This is a genomic window from Flavobacterium sp. PS2 (genome assembly GCF_046250155.1).
Lineage (GTDB): Bacteria > Bacteroidota > Bacteroidia > Flavobacteriales > Flavobacteriaceae > Flavobacterium.
This window is the reverse complement of sequence record NZ_CP176426.1, coordinates 1,539,314-1,562,639: the sequence shown is the minus strand read 5'-3', so window position 1 is coordinate 1,562,639 and position 23,326 is coordinate 1,539,314. Positions and strand designations below refer to the sequence as shown.

Here is a 23,326-nt window from a genome sequence, read left to right as displayed (position 1 = left end):
GATTAAATTTTATTTTTTCTTTGTTTTCTTTTTCGATGGAAGTGAAAATTCTTGTGCTGGTACCGTTATATATTCGACTATATTTATTCTTGATCCCAGATTTAAATTAATTTCCTGAATTTGGCAATCGCTAAGATCGATTTTTTCAATTTTGAATTTCCCATAAGATCTTTTTGAAAATAATATGGAGTAAACACCTCTTTCAATATTAATATCGAAAAGCCCGTCATCATTTGTTTCATAAAAGCTTGTGATTTTAGAAGATAAATTTGTCAAAGATATCTCTACGCTTTCAACGCTGCGTAATTGACGATCAAAAGTTTTACCTTTAATTTTAGCCAAACCAGTATTCGAATATCCAATGCTTTTATTCTCCACTTTTATTGAATCTGCTTTTTCTTCTTTAGAAAAGCCAGTGATTGCTTTATTCTCATTTTGAGAAAAAAGTAATACTGAAAAAAGACAAAAAATTGAGCTTAATATTATTTTCATTGTAATTTGGTTTCTTGCTAAAATAGGAAATATAATCTATTCAGAAATTAACTAAGTATATGCGGACCAGGAAATAGAGGTTGGTCTGAAATACTTACTATCTTTAATTCTCCTTAAGTTTGTATCAAATAAAAAATAATTAGAAAATTAACTAAATAAAAAAAAAACAGGTTTATTTGTTTGTAAATCAGTATTTTATTTGTTTTTTTTTGGAATTTGTAATTTATTTTTTGATTTTTTTTCAACCCAGATGCAACCATTTCGAAATGACAATCGTCTATGCTAATAGAAGACCATTGCAAAACCAAAAACCGAAAGCTTATTAATGAAAATTATTCATTTACATCAAGAAGAAACCGAAATTATAAAGTTGGCTGTCGAAAATAATCGGCAAGCACAACAGCAAATATACAGTCGGTTTTCACCAAAGATGTTAAGTGTTTGCCGACAGTATATTAAAGACATTCAACTAGCAGAAGATGTAATGATAACATCATTTATGAAAGTCTTTGTAAACCTTAATAAATTTGAAAATAAAGGAAGTTTTGAAGGATGGATTCGAAGGATAATGGTAAACGAATGCATCTCATATCTCCGGGTTCAAAAAAAAGTAAAATTTATAGAAGACGAAAATTATACCGAAGAGAGTTTTAATGGTATCGAAAGCCAATTATCTACAGATCAAATTCAGTTTTTAATAGATAGCTTACCAGATGGTTATAAGATGGTTTTTAACCTTTATGCTATCGAAGGATATAAGCACAATGAAATTGCAACGATGCTGGGGATTAATGAAGGAACGTCAAAGTCACAATTATCACATGCTCGCAAAATGCTGCAAAAGCAAATTATTATATTAAAAAAACATGAAAATGGAACCGAATAAATTAGAAAAAGAGTTTCGTGAAAAACTAAATGAAAGAGAAATCAACCCTAGCAATAATGCTTGGGATAGATTAGATGCGATGCTGAATGTTGCCGAAGAAACTAAGCCAAAACGAAAATATACCTGGATGTATGTTGCGGCAGGGTTTATCGGTTTCTTATTGATAAGCACGATTTATTTTAGTCAAAGAGAGGCTCCAGTTAATAACCTGAATGATACAGTAGTTGTTAAAGAAGAAGTAAAAGATTCAGTCGCTAAACCAAATAAGATAGAAGATAAAATAATCTTAAAATCTTTAAATACAGATGCAGTTGTAATAAAAGAGACAAAGAAAAATATTGAAGAAAAAAAGGATAAAGTAAATCAAAATAAAATAAATCTAAATCAAGTAACGGAGCGTTCAATCATCAAAGAAACCAATAACGAGAATTGGAAAAACAATCAAAAAACAGAATCAAAAATTAATCAAACAACAATCGCAGACAATTCAAAAAATGCAACTGTAGATCAATTACTGACTTCGGCAGAAAAAACTTTAGTAATGGGGAAAACAGATCAGCAAAAAGCTAAAGTTAAGGTAAATGCTAATGAGTTGCTTTCTCAAGTCGATGGGGAGTTAGAACTTTCATTTAGAGAAAAAGTAATTAATAAAGTCAATAAAAATTACCAAACTGTAAAAGTAGCTTTGGGAAACAGAAATGCTGAAGAATAACTATTGCAATAATCAAAATTAAAATCATCATCAATCAAAAAATCAATCAATTTTTAAAAAAATCACCATGAGAAATTTTACCATTTATTTAGTCCTCTTCCTATTTTTATTTGTTAGTAAAATGATAGGGCAAGAGACATTTGAATCCAGAGCAAAATCTATTGCAAACAAAATCGAAAAAATAACCAAAGATGAAAAAGCTGCTCTGAAAGAAGAAGTAGAAGTTGTAAATGTTCAACTTTCTGAAGGGAAAATAACCAGAGAAGAAGCTGATAAAAAGAAAAAACAATTAGCGGAAGCAAGAGCGATTATAATAGAAGAGAAAATTACGGTTGTACAAAATGAATTAAATGATTTAGTACAACAAAAAGTAGATGGAAAAATAAAAGAAAGAGATTCTGTAAAAAAGTATATGATTAGGCTTTGCAAAGGATGTGGAAAAGGAAAAGATTCGATTTACAGAGAAAAGAGAACTACTTCGCAATTTGTGTTTGCAGCAGGAATAAATAATTTAGTAACCGATGGAAGTTTAAAAAACTCCGATTACAAATTTATGGGATCGCATTTTTACGAATGGGGATTTACATTTAATTCCAGGATTTTAAAAGATCATAATTTGCTTCATGCTAAATACGGATTGTCATTAATGTATAATAATATTAGACCTACAGAGAACCGTAATTTTGTGGTAGATGGAGATAAGACCGTTCTGGAAGTTAATCCTGTAAATCTAGATGAATCCCGTTTTAGAAATGTTTATTTAGTTATACCAGCGCACTTAGAGTTTGATTTTTCGGGAAGTAAACGAGATAGTAATGGAGGTACTTATTTTAGAACTCACAGAAGTTTTCGTTTTGGGCTTGGAGGATATGCGGGGATTAATGTTAAGTCCAAACAAATTCTGAAATATGATCAAGATGATATAAAAGAAAAAGTAATATCAAAAGGCGATTATAATGTAAATAATTTCATTTACGGAGTAAGTGGTTATATGGGATATAGAGATATAAGTTTGTATTTAAAATATGACCTTAACCCTTTGTTTGCTGACAATGATATAAAACAAAACAATGTTTCATTAGGATTACGTTTAGATTTGAATTAAAAAAGGTAGGTTAGTTTTATAGTAATGAAGCACTTCGAGAGAAGTGCTTTTTTTGTTTCATATAATTCAAAATATGAAGTTTGATTTGTGTAATTTTGCAAGCTTCAATCTTTAAAAAAGTAATACGTTTTGATTTCACAAAATACCATAAATACCGTTTTTGAAACTGCTCGAGTAGAGGAGGTAATTGGCGATTTTGTACATTTAAAACGAGCAGGAAGTAACTTTAAAGGATTGAGCCCATTCTCGGATGAGCGCTCGCCATCGTTTATGGTATCGCCTGCAAAAGGTATCTGGAAAGATTTTAGTTCTGGAAAAGGAGGGAACTCAGTTGCTTTCTTGATAGAGCATGAACATTTTACTTACCCAGAAGCCATTCGATATTTAGCAAGAAAATATAATATCGAAATTGAAGAAACGGAACAAACAGATGCTGAAAAAGCGATTACAGATGTTCGCGAAAGCATGTATCTTGTTTCTGAGTTTGCCAAAAAGTATTTTCATAATGTACTTTTAAATACAGATGAAGGTCAGGCAATAGGGCTTTCATATTTTAAAGAAAGAGGGTTTACAAACGAAACAATTAAAAAATTCGAACTAGGATATTCTCCTGAAACTTGGGATGCTTTAACTAAAGAAGCACTCGGTCAGGGATATAAACTTGAATTTCTTGAAAGTACAGGGTTAACAATTCCTAGAGATGACCGTCCGTTTGATCGATTTAAAGGACGTGTTATGTTCCCAATACAAAGTATGTCGGGACGTGTACTTGGTTTTGGAGGACGTATTTTAACCAATGATAAAAAAGCCGCAAAATATTTAAATTCACCAGAGAGTGATATTTACCATAAGAGTAAAGTGTTGTATGGTATTTTTCAGGCCAAACAAGCTATTGCTAAACAAAACAATTGTTTTTTAGTTGAGGGTTATACTGATGTAATTCAGTTTAATCAAGCAGGGATAGAAAATGTAGTTGCATCTTCTGGAACGGCATTAACACCAGATCAGATTAGACTGGTAAATAGATTGACAAAAAACATCACCGTACTTTTTGATGGTGATGCTGCGGGATTACGAGCGTCTATTCGAGGAATCGATTTGATTCTGGAAGAAGGTATGAACGTAAGAGTATGTACTTTCCCTGATGGTGATGACCCGGATAGTTTTGCCAGAAAAACTTCGTATGATGATTTAGTCGCATACTTAGAAAATAATGCTAAAGACTTTATTCAGTTTAAGGCTTCGTTATTAATGAATGAAGCAAAAAATGATCCTATAAAGAAAGCCGATTTGATTCGGGATATGGTTACGAGTATTTCTAAAATTCCAGATAGAATTCAGCGTGAAGTTTACGTTCAGGAATGTGCCAGAATTATGGATATTTCTGAGCAGGTACTTGTGAGTACTTTAGCGCAGTTGATTCAAAAAGATATTACAGAAGTTGGTAAAAAGCAAAAGCAGGAGCAAAAACCTTTTGAAGTTTATAGAAACCAAAAACCAAAACAAACAGGGTATTCAGGAGGAGATCCAGAAGATCCAAGAAACGGACCACCTGATGATTATCCAGGTGAGCCAGGATATCCAGTAGAACAGCAAGCAGAAAAAATTGATATTTTATATCATTTAGAACGTAAAGTAATTGAAATTTTATTGCTTTATGGAGATAAAACAGAACTGTTTGAAGATGTTTTCCTGAGAAGTAATGGAGAAGGAGAAATAGAAACTGTTACCGAAAAGAAAGAATACAAAGTTTTTCAGCGAATTTATTTGAGTTTGCAGGAAGATGAGGTAGAGCTTTCTAATAATTTGTTTCGAGATATTTTTACAGACTTAATTGCATTCTATCATCAGAATGAAAAATTTAGTTTAGAACAATATTTAATGCGTTTACAACCTGAATTTGCTCAGGAAGTAACAGATATTCTAATGGAAGATGAAAAAGTTACACTTCATGATTGGGAGGGACAAAATATTTTTGCAAAAGAAAAATCAGAATCTATAAGTCAATACGTAACCGAGACAATTTTGTCTATGCGTTGGTTTTTGGTCGATAAAATAATTGAAGAATTAAAAAGCTCCATAATATCAGACCCTAAGGAAGATAATATGGAGCTCTTGTTAATGGTGGTAGATTACTCTAAATTAATTAATTCGTTTTCGAGAAAACTTGGGAGGGTAATGTCCCGTTATCATAATTAAATAATCTCTAGTGTTTTGGCTTTATTAACCAAATCTACTAAATTGGTAACGTTTAATTTTGTTAGTAATCTTAGTTTATAAGTACTAATTGTTTTTTCGTTAAGATTTAGAATTTTAGAAATTTCGTTGTTTTTCTTACCATCGCTTAAGTAACGTAATACCTCAATTTCTCTGTTAGAAAGTTTTCGATACAAACGTTCGCTTTTGCTTTGTTTTGCGATCAATGCCATGTTTTTACGTACAGTTTCATTGATGATAATTTTTCCTTCGTGTACTTTGATAATCGAAATCCCCAGAGTTTCTAATTTTTCTGTTTTGTGAATGTATCCCGAAACACCAGCTTTTATGGCATTTGGAGCATACATTTGTTCAGAAAGATTACTGAAGATGATGATTTTTGTTTTTGGAAAGTTTTTCAGAATCGACTTAACTTCAAAAATACTGGCAAGACCTTCTAATTCTAAATCTAAAATTAGAATGTCGATGTCCTTAGTTTGAAGAATGTCTTTTACCATCGTAAAGTTACCTACATTTGCAACAATTGAAATGTCATCATGGTCTTTAAAATACGACTTAACGCCAAAGTGCGTCACAGGGTGGTTGTCTGCTAAACATACTTTAATCATAGTTTTACCTTTTTAAGAATTGTTCATTTTTTTTTGGAACTGTAAAATTAATAAATAAATTCTGTAATTTATTGCAAATCAGTATAAAAATGATTATTTTAACTTTTTAGGTATCGAGCACACAGGTATAGGATTCATTTTGTGTTGATTGGCTGTGTTTAATTTCTTGTATATTTCGAAAACAATTTTTTCTCTTCCTACAAAGTCAGCAGCCGATTTTCCTAGCTCATCGGCTAACATTGCCGCTTCTAATTCGTCATAACTTGCACCCAATTGGTCCTCATCTGTTCTATTATCTCCAAATAAACCATCGGTTGGGGCAGCTGTTAAAATTGTGTTAGGAATTTCAAGAAATTGCCCTAAAGTATACACGTCAGATTTCATTAAATCGGCAATTGGACTCAAATCTACGCCACCATCACCGTATTTTGTATAAAAACCTACTCCAAAATCTTCAACTTTGTTTCCTGTTCCAGCAACCAATAATCCGTAAATTCCAGCTAAATAATACAAACTTGTCATGCGTAAACGAGCACGAGTGTTGGCAAGCGATAAATTTACTTTTGCAATATCGGCATCATGAGGAGTTGAGGCTTTAAAAGCTTCAAAAGTACTTGTTAAGTCAGTTTCGATATTAGAGACATTTGGGAATCGTTTTTTTAGTTGCTCGATGTGTTCTCGTCCTCTGGAAACTTGATTTGGAGCTTGATGAATTGGCATTTCTACGCATAAAACCTTTAATCCTGTTTGAGCGCATAATGTTGAGGTTACAGCTGAGTCGACACCACCAGAAATTCCTATAATAAAACCATTCACTTTAGCATTGTTAGCATAATCTTTTAACCACTCTACAATGTAGGTATTTACTTTTTCTGTTTGAATAGTGCTTTTTTTAGCCATAATAGTTTAAGTTTTAAAATGCAGGAATGTATATTTGCACAATTATATTTAAGTAGTCTTTACTTAGATAATTTTGCAACACAAACTTAATTAAAATAAAATGAAAATATATCGGTTTGCTATCGCTCTATCTGTCTTTTTTTTGTCCTGTGACCAAAAAAGCAAAATTGAAAAAGCGGTAGAAGAAATTCCTGTTGATATTAAAGTAGAACGCTTTGATAAAGTGTTTTTTGAGACCCAGCCAAAAGATTTGGGTAAAGTAAAAAAAGAATACCCGTATTTTTTTCCTGCAGGAAATGATGATGCGGTTTGGATAGAGAAAATGCAGAATCCGCTTTGGAGAGAATTGTATACCGAAGTTCAGAAAAAGTATGGAGATTTTGAGCCAGTTCGAAAAGAGTTTAATACTTTATTCCAACATATAGAGTACTATTTTCCTAAAACTAAAACGCCAAAGGTTATTACTATAATATCTGAGATGGATTATAATAATAAAGCAATTTATGCCGATAGTCTAGTTGTTGTAGCGCTAGAGTTGTATTTAGGAAAAGAACATAAGTTTTATCAATTTCCGAATTATATAAAAGAGAATTTTGAAGAGAAACAAATTATGCCAGATGTGGTTTCTAGTTTTTCGATGAAGAAAATCTCACCAGTTACCGATAAGAATTTAATTAGCAAAATGGTATATTATGGAAAGCAATTGTATTTAAAAGATTTGCTTTTGCCAGATTATACCGATGCAGATAAGATAGGATACACACCAGAACAAATAAAATGGTGTGAAGAGAATGAAGGATATATGTGGCGTTATTTTATAGAGAAAGAAATGTTGTATAGTGATGATGCAAAACTTACAACACGATTTATAAATACAGCACCATTTTCTAAATTTTACCTAGAAATAGATAACGAATCTCCAGGACGCGTTGGAACCTGGATTGGTTGGCAGATTGTACGTTCATACATGAAAAACAATGATGTGTCGATAGAACAATTATTAAAAACTAACGCAAAAGAAATTTTTGAAAAGTCAAAATATAAACCTAAGAAGTAATGTCAGATAATAAACAACAAACCTCAGAAATTAAATTCCTTATAGAATTAGACGAAAATCGTGTGCCAGAAAAATTAAAATGGTCGGCAAAAGATGGTGGAGTTGAAGCTCAGGATGCTAAAGCAATTATGCTTTCTATCTGGGATAGTAAGGTACAGGAAACAATGCGTATTGATTTATGGACTAAAGATATGCCTGTAGATGAAATGAAAATTTTCTTTCACCAGACTTTAGTAGCTATGGCAGATACTTTTAAACGTGCTACAGACGATGAAAAAATGTCGGATACAATGAAAGATTTCTGTGATTATTTTGCTGAAAAGCTAGAATTGAAAAAATCGTAATTGATTACAAAATAGAAAATCCCATTCGTCGCGGCGAATGGGATTTTTTTATTTAACAGAGGCTTTGTTTAGATTCTTAAATATTCGTTTTAAAGACCCAACCATTAATTTGTCTGAGCTTCTATAGAATGTTATATTGTCTATAAGTTTATCTGACTTTTCTGTTTCCCACATAGATTTAGTTTCCTTTTTGTGAGCTGTACCTACCACTTTTTGAGAGAAAATAATTTCCTGTAAGTTTAAGTCATATACTTCTAGAGTAACAGCACTTTCGTTTTTGCCCAAATCATTTTCGTCTTGATAAAGTTCGACGGAAGAGAAGTCGCTTTTGTTTTTTGTGGAAACAATATTAATAAAGAAATCAAAACCAGTTCCGTCTTTAAGTTCTTTTAATTTTGTTTTGTTGGGATCTAAATGAATTTTTCTGGTAATTAGTAATCCATTTACGTCATTGATATAAGATATTCGTTCGCCTAAATTTTTCTTGAAATAGTCTAGAGTTTCAGCGGTTAATTTGTCTCTAGAGTTTTTTGGACAATCTAATTCGTTTAGTAACCATTTTCCAGATGTAAAGTCAACGCCAGTTTTTGGTCCAGGCATAGTAACATACGATGATGATTCGCATGATGAAAATATAAACAGAAAAATGAGTGGTATAAACTTTAAGCTTTTCATAACTATATATTGATTGGTTTCAAATGTAGTTTAAAAAAATATTTTTTTAAAGATTTTAACTACAAAATAAAAAATCCCAAAACCGATTAAGTTTTGGGATTTTTTATTTTATCTGAAAAGGATATTTTAAAACTGACTGTTGTTTTTGAATACCTCTTGGTTTACTTCGTCAATGTATTTTAAAACATCATCTTTACCAGTAGCTTCTGTTGCCGATGTTACAAAATAATGAGGCATTTCGGCCCAGTTATTTGCAAACATTTTCTTTTTGTAAGCTGCGATATGAGAATCGATTTTTACTTTACTAATTTTATCTGCTTTGGTGAAAATGATACAAAACGGAATTTCACTTTCTCCCATGTACGACATAAATTCAATGTCGATGGTTTGAGCTTCGTGACGAATATCGATTAATACGAAAGCGCAAACTAATTGTTCGCGAGTTTCAAAATAATCAGTAATGAACTGTTGGAAAACAGATTTTGTTTTTTTAGAAACTTTAGCATAACCATATCCTGGTAAATCGACAAGGAACCAATTGTTATTAATCAGGAAATGATTTATCAATTGTGTTTTTCCAGGGCGACCAGAAGTTTTTGCTAAGTTTTTATGATTGGTCAACATGTTGATCAAAGAAGACTTTCCTACGTTTGATCTTCCTATAAAAGCATATTCTGGCAAGAAGTCCTTAGGACATTTGCTTACATCAGAATTACTAATTATAAATTCGGCGGTATTTATTTTCATATCTATACTATTTCTAAAACCTCCTCAAATTCGAAAGCGTTTATTATAAACTGGTTTTTTGCAACCACTCTTCAAGAATTTTGTTAAACTCTTCTGGATGTTCCATCATAGCAGCATGTCCACATTTGTCTATCCAATATAAAGAAGAGTTAGGAAGTAATTTGTTAAACTCTTCGGCTACGTCCGGTGGAGTTACTTTGTCGTTTTTACCCCAAATGATACAAGTTTCAACTTGCATTTTAGGTAAATCTTTTGCCATGTTATGGCGAATAGCGCTTTTTGCTATAGTAAGCGTTTTTATTAATTTTATTCGATCGTTTACCGAAGCGTAAACTTCATCGATAAGTTCGGGAGTTGCAATTTTTGGGTCATAAAATACATCTTCGGCTTTTCTTCTTATGTATTCGTAATCTCCTCTTTTAGGGTAACTGTCGCCCATTGCACTTTCGTAAAGACCAGAACTTCCTGTTATAACAAGTCCAATTACTTTTTCCGGGTATAATTTGGTGTGATATAAAGCAATATGTCCACCTAATGAATTCCCTAATAAGATGACTTTATCAAAACCTTTGAAGGTGATAAAGTCTTTAACATATTTGGCAAAACTTTTTACGTTGGTTTTTAGTATGCTTTGTGTGTATATCGGTAAGTCAGGTATTACTATTTTATATCCTCTATTTGAAAAATATTCGGCTACGGCATCGAAGTTACTAAGTCCTCCCATGAGTCCATGTAAAATAACAATAGGTGTCCCTTCTCCAGCTTCATAATAGCTGTATCTGCCTTCTTTTTTGTAATGTTTATCCATCTAACTAAATACCGATTTCAATTTGGACAAATATAGGGTTTAATACATAAATATGGATTTTTGAAAACATTTTTTAACTAGATAATTTTAGTAGAAGAAATAAAAGGCTAAAAATCAGTTGCTAGTTGTTTTAATTTTTTTCTTTTTTCTAAAGAAAATTAGCAAAAACAGATTGGAATTTTATGACAATATCATTTCATTTTTTGTTATGTAGAACCATTCTTACAAACTATTTTAAAATGGCTAACGATCTGACTCTGCATAATTTAAGGCTTTTGGGATAAAAGTGGTTAAACTTATCAACAAAGTGGTATATAGTGGTAAATTGTGGTAATATTTTTTATATTTTTGCTGTGTAACATAACCATACATTTTTTTGAACACAATTGTCGGGACATATGAGTGTAAAGTCGATGCAAAAGGGAGGCTGCTAATGCCAGCTCCTTTAAAAAAGCAGTTGGCGACCTCTCTTCAAAACGGATTTGTTTTGAAGCGTTCCGTTTTTCAGACCTGTCTGGAATTGTATCCAATGGAAGAATGGGATTTGATGATGCAGAAAATTAATAAACTGAATCGTTTTGTAAAGAAAAACAATGATTTTATCAGAAGGTTTACCGCTGGAGTTAAGATTGTTGAGATTGATGCATTAGGACGTTTATTGGTTCCGAAAGATTTAATGACATTTTCTGGTATTTCAAAAGACGTGGTGTTTTCATCTGCGGTAAATATTGTTGAAATATGGGATAAAGAGTTATACGAAAAATCAATTAGCGGCGAAGATATGGATTTTGCAGATTTAGCCGAAGAAGTAATGGGAAATATAAATGACGACGACAATGGAATATCATAATCCGGTTTTGCTTCATCCGACAGTAGATGGCTTAAATATTAAGCCCGACGGCATTTATGTAGATGTGACGTTTGGTGGTGGGGGACATTCAAAAGAGATTTTAAACAGGCTAGGGCCAAACGGAAAATTATTTGCTTTTGATCAAGATGAAGATGCTTTGGCAAATGCTTTGCCTGACGAAAGGTTTACTTTGATAAATGAGAATTTTAGATTTATAAAAAGGTTCTTGCGTTTTCATGGTGTAAGAGGAGTAGATGGAATTTTGGCAGACTTAGGTGTTTCATCACACCAGTTTGATGTTGCCGAAAGAGGTTTTTCTACTCGTTTTGATGCTGATTTGGATATGAGAATGAGTCAGAAGAATGATTTGAACGCATATCGTGTGGTAAATGAATACGACGAGCAGGATTTACGCCGAGTTTTTCTGGATTATGGAGAATTGAAAAATGCACCAGTTTTGTCAAGAACAATTGTAGAGGCGAGAGAGCACAGACCAATCAAAACTACAGACGAATTAAAAGAAGTTTTGGCGAAATATTTACCAGAAAGAGTTAAAAATAAAATATTAGCTCAGATTTATCAAGCTATTCGTATTGAGGTAAATCAGGAAATGGATGTGTTGAAAGAGTTCATCGAGCAATCGTTGGAGATTTTAAACCCAGGCGGAAGATTAAGTGTTATTTCTTATCACTCATTAGAAGACAGATTGGTAAAGCGTTTTATTAAAAACGGAATGTTTGAGGGAGAGCCAGAACGTGATTTTTATGGAAACTTCACCGTTCCATTTAAGACTATCGGAAAGCTAATAGTTCCAGATGATGCAGAGATTAAAATTAATAATAGGGCTAGAAGTGCAAAGCTAAGAATAGCTGAAAAAATATAGTACTATAATAAGGTATAATGAAACACGGAGTATTTGACATATTAAAAGCAAGATTTCTTATAAATGATGACGCTATTAAAAATTGGCGTTTTATCGTTTTTATCATTTTGCTAGCAATAATAATGATTGCAAATACACAACGATACGAACAAAAGGTTTTTGAAATTGCAAAATTGAATAATGAAGTAAAGGAATTGCGATCGGAGTTTGTAGACAGACGTTCGGAATTGATGAAATTAAAGATGGAATCGACAGTATCGGAAAAAATGCTTGCTAAAGAAATTTATCCATCAACAGTTCCGCCAATTAAGATTGAAGTGAAGAAAGAAAAAGAAAAAAGCTTTTTTAAACGCATATGGCAGTAGACGATAAAAATATATCCTACAGAATTTATCTGGTAGCAGTTTTCATCTTTTTGATGGCAATTGGTATTGTCGTAAAGTTAACCAACATTCAGTGGGTTGAGGGGGATTATTACAGGAAATTAGCCAAGCAACGTACTGTGAAAAACTTCGTTATTCCTGCAAATAAAGGGAATATTTATTCTGCCGATGGAAGTCTTTTGGCAACCTCTATTCCTAATTACGAAATTAGATTTGATGCTGTTACACCAAAAACTGAAGTATTCGAGAAAAATGTAAAATTGCTTTCGGATTCTTTGTCTTTTGTTTTAGGAAGACCAAGTGGTTATTATCAAAATGAATTAAGAAAGGCAAGAGCCAATAAAAACAGATATTTTTTGATAGCTCGAAAATTGAGTTATACAGATTATATGAAAATAAAAGGGTTCCCATTATTTAATTTGGGAGCTTATAAAGGTGGGATTATCGTAGAGCAAGAAACGGTAAGAGAGCATCCTATCGGGAAAATTGCCGAACGTACTATTGGTTATGACAAAGGTGGTGTGAACGGAGAATCGATGGGTAAAGGAATCGAATGGGCTTTTAGAAAATACCTGAATGGAAAGGATGGTAAAATTCTAAAACAAAAAATTGCAAAAGGGCAGTGGAAACCTATTCGTGATGTAAACGAGGTAGACCCTCAAGATGGTTACGATGTAATATCGACAATAGATGTTTTTATTCAGGATATTGCGCATCATGCATTGTTAAAACAAGTAGAAGATTACCAAGCAGATCATGGTTGTGTGGTAGTAATGGAAACAGAAACCGGACATGTTAAAGCAATTTCTAATTTAGGAAGAGCAGATGATGGTTCTTATTATGAAACAACAAATTATGCTATAGCCGAATCTCATGAGCCGGGATCAACTTTTAAACTAGTTGATTTAATGGCAATTTTAGAAGATAAAGTAGCGGATACCAGTACTGTTTATGACACTAATGGCGGAACAATAAAGTATTATGGTCGTTCTGTTAATGATTCGCATAGAGGGGGGTATGGTAAAGTTTCATTAGCTAGAGGGTTTGAACTTTCGTCAAATACAGTAATGGCTCAGGCAGTTTATGATAATTATAAGAGTAACCCATCCAAATTTGTAAATCATATTAACGGATACGGATTAAATAAAAGATTGGGATTGCCTTTTGAAGGAGAAGGAAGACCATATATTCCACAACCAGGAGACAAGCATTGGTCGGGAGTTTCATTGCCATGGATGGCTTTTGGATATGGAGTTTCGGTAACGCCATTGCAAACGTTGACTTATTATAATTCGGTTGCAAATAATGGAGTAATGGTTAAGCCACAATTTGTTTCGGAGATAAAAGAATGGAATAGAACGATTAAGAAATTTGATGTCGAAGTTTTAAATCCTAAAGTGTGTTCGCAAGAAACAGTTAAGAAGCTAAAAGCTGTTTTGGCAAACGTGGTTAAAAAAGGAACTGGGTCTAAGTTGTATTCGAAAGATTTTTCGATGGCAGGAAAAACAGGAACGGTTAAGGTGAATTACGGAAAAGGTGACAAAGGAAATTTTTATTATGCTTCTTCGTTTGTAGGATATTTTCCAGCAGATCATCCTAAATATTCTTGTATTGTAGTCGTTCATAAACCAAATACATCTAAGAATAATTATTACGGAGCCGATGTTGCAGGGCCTGTTTTTAAAAGAATAGCACAAAAGATATTTACAGATGCACCATCTGCAAATACGATTAAAAAAATAGACGGTAAGATATCAAAACAAGAGAACAATTATAACGCATATTATACCCAGGTACAAAAGAAACAGTCTATTCCAGATGTAAAAGGAATGGCGGGAATGGATGCAATTGCTTTGCTTGAAAATTTAGGTCTTAAAGTAAAAGTTAACGGAATAGGAAAAGTGAAAAATCAATCACTTCAGGCAGGGCAGAATATAGCCAAAAACACAATTATAGTATTAGAATTATCGTGAATATATTAAAAGACATATTATACAAAGTAGCTATTGAATCGGTAACGGGTTCAACAGATATTGCTATTCATAAAATAGATTTCGATTCTAGAAAAATAGAAGCGAATGATGTTTTTGTTGCTATTAGAGGATCACTTTCTGATGGACATGATTATATCCAAAAAGCAATTGAGCTTGGTGCAACGGCTATTATTTGCGATACATTACCGGAGGCTTTAGCAAAAGAAGTTACTTATATTAAGGTTAAAGATACCAATTCGGCTTTGGCTTTTATGGCAGCTAATTATTTTGATAACCCATCAGAAAAAATAAAATTAGTAGGTATTACAGGAACAAACGGAAAAACTACGATTGCTTCATTGTTGTATCAATTATTTAAAAAAGCTGGATTTAAAGTAGGTTTGTTATCTACAGTAAAAATATTAGTTGATGAGACGGAGTATAAAGCAACTCATACAACACCAGATTCTATTACAATCAATCATTATTTAAACGAAATGATTGAAGCTGGAGTAACGTATTGTTTTATGGAAGTGAGTTCACACGGAATTCATCAAAAACGTACTGAAGCATTGCATTTTGTAGGTGGGATTTTTACAAATTTATCACATGATCATTTAGATTATCATCCAACTTTTGCAGAATATAGAGATGTGAAAAAGTCGTTTTTTGATTCATTACCAAAAACAGCATTTGCATTATCAAATATCGATGATAAAAATGGGCCTGTAATGTTGCAAAACACAGTTGCTAAAAAACGCACCTATGCTTTAAAATCGTATGCGGATTATAAAGCGCAAATTTTAGAAAACCAATTATCAGGATTGTTATTAAAAATTAATGATAATGAGGTTTGGGTAAAATTAATAGGAACATTTAATGCTTATAATTTATTAGCTATCTACGGAACAGCGATTGAATTAGGGATTGATAGCCTTGAGGCTTTACGATTATTATCGGATTTAGAAAGTGTTTCTGGACGTTTTCAGTTCATCGTATCAGATTCTAATATCACAGCGATTGTAGATTATGCACACACACCGGATGCGTTAGAAAACGTATTGAAAACCATAAATGATATTCGTACTAAAAACGAGCAATTAATTACGGTTGTAGGTTGTGGAGGAAACAGAGATAAAACCAAGCGTCCGATTATGGCACAAATTGGTTCAGAACTAAGTGATAAAGCAATATTTACATCGGACAACCCTAGAAATGAAGATCCAGAAACTATAATTAGTGAAATGGAAAAAGGTGTTGAACCTCAAAATTATAAAAAAACATTGGCAATTACAGATCGAAAACAAGCTATAAAAACAGCTTGTCAACTAGCTCAGCCTAACGATATTATTTTAATAGCAGGTAAAGGACACGAAACGTACCAAGAAGTAAATGGAGTACGTCATGATTTTGATGACATGAAGATAGTTAAGGAAATTTTAGCACAACTAAACAAATAAAACCAGATATATGCTATACTATTTATTTGAATATTTAGACAAAACATTAGATGTGCCAGGAACAGGAGTTTTTCAGTACATCACATTTAGATCAGCTTTAGCTTTCTTGCTTTCGTTGCTTTTATCAACAATCTACGGAAAGAGAATTATCAATTTCCTTAGGAATCAACAAGTAGGGGAAACTGTTCGTGAGCTTGGACTTGCTGGTCAAAATGAAAAAGCTGGTACACCAACAATGGGAGGTTTAATTATCATATTTGCTACCCTTGTACCTGTTTTGTTATTTGCTAAACTGCATAATATTTATATCGTATTACTAATTGTGACCACGCTTTGGATGGGAGTAATTGGTTTTGTGGATGATTATATTAAGATTTTCAAAAAAGATAAACAAGGACTTAAAGGAATTTTTAAAGTTATTGGTCAGGTAGGTTTAGGTTTAATTGTAGGATCAGTGCTTTATTTTAGCCCAAATGTTACGGTAAGAACCGATACTGGTAATAGCGATATTTATAGAGTACAATCAACAACAAGTGTTATAGTTCCTGCATTAATCGAAGAGAAATCGACTGTTACAACTATTCCTTTCTTTAAAAATAATGAATTTGATTACGCCGAATTATTGGCTTGGACAGGCGAAGGATATGAAAAATGGGCTTGGTTAATTTTTATCCCAGTTGTAATTTTTATTATCACAGCAGTTTCTAATGGAGCTAATTTAACCGATGGAATAGATGGTCTTGCAGCGGGAACCTCGGCAGTGTCCGTACTTGCGCTCGGGATATTTACGTTTCTTTCCGGGAATATTATTTTCTCGAATTACCTCAATATAATGTATATCCCCAATTCGGGAGAAATGACCGTTTTTATATCCGCCTTCGTAGGTGCATTAATTGGTTTTCTATGGTATAATTCATATCCCGCATCTGTTTTTATGGGAGATACAGGAAGTTTAACAATAGGAGGAATCATAGCTGTTTTGGCAATTGCGGTTCGTAAAGAAATGCTGATTGTTTTGTTCTGTGGTATTTTCTTGGCCGAAAGTGCCTCGGTAATTATCCAGGTGGCTTATTTTAAATATACAAAAAAGCGTTTTGGCGAAGGACGAAGGATTTTCCTGATGTCGCCATTGCATCATCATTACCAGAAAAAAGGGTATCATGAAAGTAAAATTGTAACCCGTTTTTGGATTGTTGCAATCATGTTAGCCATATTGTCTATCGTAACATTAAAACTAAGATAATATGAGGTTAGTTGTTTTAGGTGGTGGAGAAAGCGGTGTTGGTACTGCTATTCTTGGAAAAAAGAAAGGATATGATGTTTTTGTTTCCGATTACGGAAAGATAAACGAGAGTTATAAAGAAGTTCTTATCATTAACGGAATTGCCTGGGAAGAAGGAAAGCATACCGAAGAATTGATTTTGAATGCCGATGTCGTCATGAAAAGTCCTGGTATTCCTGAAAAATCACCTATAGTTAAGAAGCTTATAGAAAAAGGAATTAAAGTAATCTCCGAAATTGAGTTTGCAAAACCTTTTACTGAAGCCTTAACAGTTGGAATTACCGGAAGTAATGGTAAGACAACAACAACAATGTTAACCTATCATTTGCTAAAGTCGGCAGGATTAAACGTAGGATTGGGAGGTAATATCGGAAAGAGTTTTGCATGGCAGGTAGCCGAAAACAAATTTGATTTTTACGTGCTTGAGCTAAGCAGTTTTCAATTGGACGGGATTATAGATTACAGGCCAGATATTGCGATTATAACCAATATTAGTCCAGATCATTTAGACAGATATGATTATAAGTATGAAAATTATATTAACTCGAAGTTTCGGGTAACGATGAATCAGACAGAAAGTGATTATCTTATTTATGATGGCGATGATGAAGCATCAGCCGAATGGCTTAAAAATAACACGACAAAAGCAAAACTAATTCCTTTTTCATTGACAGAAGAATTCAATGAAGGAGCATTTATAAAAAACAACAAAATGGAAATCAAGATTAACCAAGAAGAGTTTACAATGGATACTGAGTACATTGCTTTAGAAGGAAAACATAATTTGAAAAACGCAATGGCAGCAAGTTCAGTAGCTAAGTTGATGCAAATCAGAAACGCAACAATTCGTGAGAGTTTATCTAATTTTCAAGGCGTTGAACACCGCTTAGAAAAAGTTCTGAAAATTCAGAATGTACAATATATTAATGATTCAAAAGCAACAAATGTAAACGCTACATTCTTTGCTTTGGATAGTATGAATGCTCCAACAGTTTGGATTGTTGGTGGTGTTGATAAAGGAAATGATTATAACGAATTAATGTCATTGGTTCGTGAGAAAGTAAAAGCTATTATTTGTCTTGGAGTTGATAACCGAAAAATTATCGATGCTTTTGGAAATGTAGTTGATATTATGGTTGAAGTTAATAATATGAACGATGCTGTAAAAACAGCACAACGCTTAACCGAAAAAGGTGATGCAGTATTATTGTCTCCAGCTTGTGCAAGTTTCGATTTATTCGAAAACTACGAAGACAGAGGGAAGCAATTTAAGCAGGCGGTTCACAACCTATAAAAAAGTTTAAGGTTTAATGTTTAAGGTTGAGCAACTTTGAACATTAAACAAAAATAACTTTAAACAATATTGAAGATGAAAGAACTAGTAAACAAATTAAAAGGAGATAGAGTAATATGGTCATTCGTGGCTTTATTGGCTTTGTTTTCGTTTATGCCTGTTTTTAGTGCGAGTAGTAATTTGGCCTATTTAGGTCATGGAACAGGAAATACATTGGGTTATTTGGTAAAACATTTGGCTCATATTTGTATTGGTTTTTTAATTATTTACTGGGTACACAAAGTACCGTACCATTATTTTAGAGCAATTTCTAAAGTTGCCTTGCCAGTAGTTTGGCTTTTGTTAGCCTATACACTTTTAAAAGGAACTGTTATTGCTGGTGCAAATGCGAGTCGATGGATTCAGGTTCCGTTTATCGGGATTACGTTTCAGACCTCTACATTAGCATCGATGGTGTTGTTTATTTTTGTGGCACGTTATTTATCGAAAACAAGAGATGAAGATGAACCTTTTCAGACCTCGTTGATACAGCTTTGGATGCCGGTTTTTGTTACGCTGATGCTTATTTTGCCAGCAAATTTCTCGACAACAGCGCTTATCTTTTCGATGGTATTAATGCTTACGTTTATTGGTAAGTATCCTTTAAAATATATAGGATTAATTATAGGTTCGGGAGTTGTAATGTTTTTGTTCTTTCTTCTTTTAGCTAAAGCGTTTCCTGAATCCCGCTTTTTTAGCAGGGTAGGAACATGGGGAAGCCGAATCGAGAATTTTACGACTGATAAACCAGATGAAGATGATTATCAGATAGAGAAAGCAAAAATTGCAATTGCATCTGGAAAATTAGGAGGTTTAGGACCGGGGAAAAGTGTTCAGAAGAACTTTTTACCACAATCATCTTCCGATTTTATTTATGCAATTATTGTAGAAGAATATGGTTTAATAGGGGGATTAACAATCTTGTGTTTGTATTTATTACTGATGTTCCGATTTGTAATCGCATCGCATAAAGCCAATACATTATTCGGGAAATTAGTCGTCGTCGGGCTCGGATTTCCTATGATATTTCAGGCGATGATTAATATGGCTGTTGCGGTCGAATTATTGCCGGTAACAGGACAAACGTTGCCACTTATTAGTAGTGGAGGTAGTTCGATTTGGATGACATGTTTTGCACTTGGAATCATTATTAGCGTTACTAAAAAAGACGAAGAAATTGAAGAAGAGCTGAAAGAAAAGGAAAAAAGAGAAGAAGCGCTTAAGAAATTAATCGATAAACAATTAGAAGAAGAGAATGAAGTAGGGAGTGATCAAGAAGTAGCAGCAGCATATTCTATAGAAGACAATGCAAAGAATCCAATGGAAGCTGTTATGAGGTAGTTAGAGTAAAAAGAGAATATAATAATTTTTAAAATGTAGTAACATTTAAAAATATGACAAAATATAAATTCATATTAAGCGGTGGTGGAACAGGAGGACATATTTATCCTGCAATCGCAATTGCGAATGAATTAAAATTACAATATCCTGATGCTGAATTTCTTTTTGTTGGTGCAAAAGACAAAATGGAAATGCAGAAAGTACCACAAGCAGGATATGAAATAAAAGGTCTTTGGATTGCTGGGTTACAACGAAAATTAACTTTACAGAATGCCATGTTTCCTTTTAAGTTAATGAGTAGTTTATTGCAATCAAGAAAAATAATAAAAGCATTTAAACCAAATGTAGTTATCGGTACAGGAGGTTTTGCGAGCGGGCCATTATTAAAAATGGCAGGTTCGGCAGGAATTCCAACAGTTATCCAAGAACAAAACTCATTTCCGGGAATTACAAATAAGTTGCTTAGCAAAAAAGCGAATGCAATTTGTGTAGCTTATAAAAACTTAGAGCGTTTTTTTCCTGCAGATAAAATTGTTTTAACTGGTAATCCTGTTCGTCAGGATTTAATTGATATTGATAGCAAAAGAGACGAAGCAATTGCATTTTACAATTTAGATGCAAATAAAAAAACATTGTTGGTTCTTGGCGGAAGTCTTGGTGCTCGAAGAGTGAATCAATTAATAGAAAAAGAATTGCCAAATATGCTTTCGCAAAATGTTCAGGTAATCTGGCAATGTGGGAAATTATATTTTGAAGATTATAAAAAATACAATCAGCCAAATGTAAAAGTGGTTGATTTTATAGAGCGAATGGATTTTGTTTATGCAGCTGCCGATGTAATTATTTCAAGAGCAGGAGCATCATCAGTTTCGGAATTATGTATAGTTGGAAAGCCAGTTATTTTTATTCCGTCACCGAATGTTGCCGAAGATCATCAAACAAAAAACGCACAAGCTATTGTAGATCAGAAGGGTGCGATTTTGTTAAAAGAATCTGAGTTAAATAGCGAGTTTAGCATTGTTTTTGAAGCGTTGTTGAAGGATGAAGAGAAGCAAAAACAGCTTAGAGAGAATATAAAAAGATTGGCAATGCCAGGTGCAACAAAAGCGATTGTTGCAGAAATTATAAAGTTGATTAAGTAAAAAAATAGTCATAAAGTTGAGGGTCTAAGTTTCAAAGCTTAGTGCCTAAAGCTTAAAGCAAAAAAGAAATGAATTTAAACCAAATACAGAACGTCTATTTTATAGGAATTGGAGGCATCGGAATGAGTGCTCTGGCTCGTTATTTCAAGAACATTGGAAAACAAGTTTCAGGTTACGACAAGACACCTTCAATGCTTACAAGTGAACTTATCGAAAGTGGGATTAATATTCATTTTGAAGATAATATCAGTTTAATTCCAAGTGATTATTTTGTAGAAAATACACTAGTAATTATAACGCCAGCAGTTCCAACTAAACATTCGGAGTGGAATTACTTTTTAGAAAGAAATTATCAGGTTAAGAAAAGAGCTGAAGTTTTAGGAATCATTACTCAGGGTACTTTTAGTTTTGCTGTAGCAGGAACACATGGTAAAACAACAACATCTAGTATTTTAGGACATATTCTTTACGAAAGTGGAGCTGATGTTACTGCTTTTGTAGGTGGAATTGTTGAGAATTATAATTCGAACTTAATAGGAAACGGAAAAACGGTTACTGTTGTCGAAGCTGATGAATTTGATCGTTCGTTCTTGCATTTACACCCAAATATTGCTTGTATCACATCTATGGATGCGGATCATTTGGATATTTACGGAACAAGTGAAGCTATTGAAGAGTCTTTTGTAGAATTTGCTTCAAAAGTTGAAGATAAAAACAATCTTTTTATAACCAAAGAATTGCCTCTGGAGGGAGTTCAATGTGCTATAAATGAAGATGCTCCGTTTAAAGCGTTTAATGTAAGAATTGCTAAAGGGAGCTATATTTTTGATGTACAAACACCATCAGAAACAATTAAAGATTTACATTTTGGTTTGCCAGGAAAGCATAATTTAATGAATGCGTTAATGGCTATTGCAATGGCAAAAACATACGGAACATCAACCAATGCAATTGCAAAAGCTTTGGCTTCATTTAAAGGAATAAGAAGACGTTTTTCTTATCAGATAAAAACAAATAATCTGGTTTATATAGATGATTACGCACATCATCCGACAGAGATAAATGCAGTTAATCAAGCGGTTAGAGAATTGTATCCGGGACAAAAAGTACTGGCTATATTTCAGCCACATTTATTTAGCAGAACAAGAGATTTTGTCGATGGTTTTGCCAAAAGTTTATCAGCATTTGATGAAGTGATTTTATTAGATATTTATCCAGCAAGAGAATTGCCGATGGAAGGAATTACATCGCAATGGTTAATGGATAAAATGAGTAATTCTAACAGGAAAATAGTTGCTAAAAATGATTTATTAGCATCAATTAAGGCTAGCGATGCAACCATAATTGTGACTATTGGAGCGGGTGATTTAGGAGAATTAGTACCGTCAATTAAAAACATTTTAAATGAAACTAATTAATTGGATAAATCTTCGTTTGGTACTCATGTTCGGAGTCGTTATTGTTTTATTTTCGTTTACTTCTCATAGAAATGGAGAGCGAAAATTGAAGAAATCGACTGTTGTTTTTGTAGGGGAAAACGCTATTTTTGTTAAGCCGGAGGCGGTTAATAAATTGTTAATAGAAAATGAAAAAGATGCTTCTAGCATTAAAAAAGAAGGGTTAGATTTGAATAAGATAGAGAAAGCCCTTAATACGCAAGAGATGATTGAAAAATCAGATGTATTTGTGAGTATTGATGGTATTCTAAAAGCAGTAGTAAAACAGAAGACGCCGATAGCCCGCATTATGAACGGGAATGAGTCGTTTTATATTGATTACGAGGGTAGTAAAATGCCTTTGTCGGATAATTTTACAGCTAGAGTTCCTCTTGTTTCGGGGAACTTAAATGAGAAAAATAACGAAGAATTAGCTATATTATTCCGCATGATTTTTGACGATGCATTTTTGAAAAAAAATATCATTGCGATTCAAATTATGCCTAATGGTAGCTTAAAAATGCTTAACAGAAATTTTAATTACGAGATAGATTTTGGCAGAACAATAAATGTTGAGCGAAAATTTAATAATTATAAAGCCTTTTTTCAAAAGGCAGTTTTGGATAGCTCGTTATACAAATACAAAAGGATAGATCTTAGGTTTACGGAACAAGTAGTTTGCACAAAATAAT

23 protein-coding genes are annotated in these 23,326 nt (G+C 32.9%); 17 read left to right on the top strand and 6 right to left on the bottom strand.

Annotation, left to right across the window (positions count from 1 at the left end):
- Positions 1–9 precede the first annotated feature (9 nt).
- Entirely contained in the window at positions 10–492 is a 483-nt protein-coding gene (locus tag ACJ6WR_RS06570) for a carboxypeptidase-like regulatory domain-containing protein (RefSeq protein ID WP_409417391.1), read from the bottom strand.
- Positions 493–817: 325 nt separating this feature from the next.
- On the opposite strand from ACJ6WR_RS06570, the gene ACJ6WR_RS06565 reads away from it, so the two are divergent.
- The 4 genes from ACJ6WR_RS06565 (at position 818) to dnaG (ending at position 5,394) form a co-directional block, all read left to right on the top strand.
- On the top strand, positions 818–1,378 hold the full coding sequence (locus ACJ6WR_RS06565) for an RNA polymerase sigma factor (RefSeq protein ID WP_409417390.1): 561 nt from the start codon (positions 818–820) through the stop codon (positions 1,376–1,378).
- On the top strand, positions 1,365–2,090 hold the full coding sequence (locus ACJ6WR_RS06560; protein ID WP_409417389.1) for a hypothetical protein: 726 nt from the start codon (positions 1,365–1,367) through the stop codon (positions 2,088–2,090). Before ACJ6WR_RS06565 ends, ACJ6WR_RS06560 begins: the two co-directional genes overlap by 14 nt.
- A 67-nt stretch (positions 2,091–2,157) precedes the next feature.
- Positions 2,158–3,195: a hypothetical protein gene (locus ACJ6WR_RS06555; protein WP_039118464.1), complete on the top strand. Its 1,038-nt coding sequence runs from the start codon at positions 2,158–2,160 to the stop codon at positions 3,193–3,195.
- A 129-nt stretch (positions 3,196–3,324) separates the two neighbouring features.
- Positions 3,325–5,394, top strand: coding sequence for a DNA primase (gene dnaG, locus ACJ6WR_RS06550; protein ID WP_039114469.1), 2,070 nt, complete (start codon positions 3,325–3,327; stop codon positions 5,392–5,394).
- Here the strand turns inward: dnaG and ACJ6WR_RS06545 are convergent.
- Positions 5,391–6,020: a response regulator transcription factor gene (locus tag ACJ6WR_RS06545; protein WP_035618090.1), complete on the bottom strand. Its 630-nt coding sequence runs from the start codon at positions 6,018–6,020 to the stop codon at positions 5,391–5,393. The two genes, dnaG and ACJ6WR_RS06545, sit on opposite strands and share 4 nt — an antisense overlap.
- Before the next feature lie 93 nt (positions 6,021–6,113).
- Positions 6,114–6,920: an NAD(+) synthase gene (gene nadE, locus ACJ6WR_RS06540; protein WP_409417388.1), complete on the bottom strand. Its 807-nt coding sequence runs from the start codon at positions 6,918–6,920 to the stop codon at positions 6,114–6,116.
- 100 nt (positions 6,921–7,020) lie between these two features.
- On the opposite strand from nadE, the gene gldB reads away from it, so the two are divergent.
- Positions 7,021–7,977, top strand: a complete 957-nt coding sequence (gene gldB, locus ACJ6WR_RS06535; RefSeq protein WP_039114472.1) for a gliding motility lipoprotein GldB — start codon at positions 7,021–7,023, stop codon at positions 7,975–7,977.
- The gene (gene gldC / locus ACJ6WR_RS06530; RefSeq protein WP_039114473.1) at positions 7,977–8,321 is read left to right on the top strand and encodes a gliding motility protein GldC; all 345 of its coding nucleotides are present in this window, start codon (positions 7,977–7,979) and stop codon (positions 8,319–8,321) included. Before gldB ends, gldC begins: the two co-directional genes overlap by 1 nt.
- Before the next feature lie 48 nt (positions 8,322–8,369).
- Here the strand turns inward: gldC and ACJ6WR_RS06525 are convergent, their stop codons facing one another.
- From ACJ6WR_RS06525 to ACJ6WR_RS06515, 3 genes are all read right to left on the bottom strand, one after another.
- Positions 8,370–8,996, bottom strand: a complete 627-nt coding sequence (locus tag ACJ6WR_RS06525) for a hypothetical protein (RefSeq protein WP_409417387.1) — start codon at positions 8,994–8,996, stop codon at positions 8,370–8,372.
- 126 nt (positions 8,997–9,122) lie between these two features.
- Positions 9,123–9,743, bottom strand: coding sequence for a ribosome biogenesis GTP-binding protein YihA/YsxC (gene yihA, locus ACJ6WR_RS06520; protein ID WP_039114475.1), 621 nt, complete (start codon positions 9,741–9,743; stop codon positions 9,123–9,125).
- Positions 9,744–9,786: 43 nt separating this feature from the next.
- Positions 9,787–10,551 (bottom strand): alpha/beta fold hydrolase, encoded by a 765-nt coding sequence (locus ACJ6WR_RS06515; protein WP_409417386.1) that lies wholly within the window; start codon positions 10,549–10,551, stop codon positions 9,787–9,789.
- Between the two features lie 376 nt (positions 10,552–10,927).
- Here ACJ6WR_RS06515 and ACJ6WR_RS06510 point away from each other — a divergent pair, with 376 nt between their 5' ends.
- The 11 genes from ACJ6WR_RS06510 to ACJ6WR_RS06460 all read left to right on the top strand — a co-directional run bounded on the left by ACJ6WR_RS06510 (position 10,928) and on the right by ACJ6WR_RS06460 (position 23,325).
- Positions 10,928–11,401, top strand: a complete 474-nt coding sequence (locus ACJ6WR_RS06510; RefSeq protein WP_035627611.1) for a division/cell wall cluster transcriptional repressor MraZ — start codon at positions 10,928–10,930, stop codon at positions 11,399–11,401.
- The gene (gene rsmH, locus ACJ6WR_RS06505) at positions 11,376–12,284 is read left to right on the top strand and encodes a 16S rRNA (cytosine(1402)-N(4))-methyltransferase RsmH (protein WP_409417385.1); all 909 of its coding nucleotides are present in this window, start codon (positions 11,376–11,378) and stop codon (positions 12,282–12,284) included. The genes ACJ6WR_RS06510 and rsmH overlap by 26 nt, the downstream gene beginning before the upstream one ends.
- A 17-nt stretch (positions 12,285–12,301) precedes the next feature.
- Positions 12,302–12,649, top strand: coding sequence for an FtsL-like putative cell division protein (locus tag ACJ6WR_RS06500; RefSeq protein WP_039114480.1), 348 nt, complete (start codon positions 12,302–12,304; stop codon positions 12,647–12,649).
- The gene (locus ACJ6WR_RS06495) at positions 12,640–14,640 is read left to right on the top strand and encodes a penicillin-binding protein (RefSeq protein WP_409417384.1); all 2,001 of its coding nucleotides are present in this window, start codon (positions 12,640–12,642) and stop codon (positions 14,638–14,640) included. Before ACJ6WR_RS06500 ends, ACJ6WR_RS06495 begins: the two co-directional genes overlap by 10 nt.
- Positions 14,637–16,100, top strand: coding sequence for a UDP-N-acetylmuramoyl-L-alanyl-D-glutamate--2,6-diaminopimelate ligase (locus ACJ6WR_RS06490; RefSeq protein ID WP_323488745.1), 1,464 nt, complete (start codon positions 14,637–14,639; stop codon positions 16,098–16,100). Before ACJ6WR_RS06495 ends, ACJ6WR_RS06490 begins: the two co-directional genes overlap by 4 nt.
- 10 nt (positions 16,101–16,110) lie before the next feature.
- Positions 16,111–17,343 carry a phospho-N-acetylmuramoyl-pentapeptide-transferase gene (gene mraY, locus ACJ6WR_RS06485; protein WP_039114483.1) on the top strand — a complete coding sequence of 411 codons (1,233 nt, stop codon included), beginning with the start codon at positions 16,111–16,113 and terminating at the stop codon, positions 17,341–17,343.
- Position 17,344: 1 nt separating this feature from the next.
- A complete protein-coding gene (murD, locus tag ACJ6WR_RS06480; RefSeq protein ID WP_039114485.1) occupies positions 17,345–18,676 on the top strand; it encodes a UDP-N-acetylmuramoyl-L-alanine--D-glutamate ligase in 1,332 nt (443 codons plus the stop codon).
- 75 nt (positions 18,677–18,751) lie between these two features.
- Positions 18,752–20,056, top strand: a complete 1,305-nt coding sequence (locus ACJ6WR_RS06475) for an FtsW/RodA/SpoVE family cell cycle protein (protein WP_039114486.1) — start codon at positions 18,752–18,754, stop codon at positions 20,054–20,056.
- A gap of 53 nt (positions 20,057–20,109) precedes the next feature.
- Positions 20,110–21,198, top strand: coding sequence for an undecaprenyldiphospho-muramoylpentapeptide beta-N-acetylglucosaminyltransferase (gene murG / locus ACJ6WR_RS06470; protein ID WP_039114487.1), 1,089 nt, complete (start codon positions 20,110–20,112; stop codon positions 21,196–21,198).
- A gap of 68 nt (positions 21,199–21,266) precedes the next feature.
- Entirely contained in the window at positions 21,267–22,616 is a 1,350-nt protein-coding gene (gene murC, locus ACJ6WR_RS06465) for a UDP-N-acetylmuramate--L-alanine ligase (RefSeq protein WP_039114489.1), read from the top strand.
- Positions 22,603–23,325: a cell division protein FtsQ/DivIB gene (locus ACJ6WR_RS06460; protein WP_039118456.1), complete on the top strand. Its 723-nt coding sequence runs from the start codon at positions 22,603–22,605 to the stop codon at positions 23,323–23,325. Before murC ends, ACJ6WR_RS06460 begins: the two co-directional genes overlap by 14 nt.
- Position 23,326: the final 1 nt, after the last annotated feature.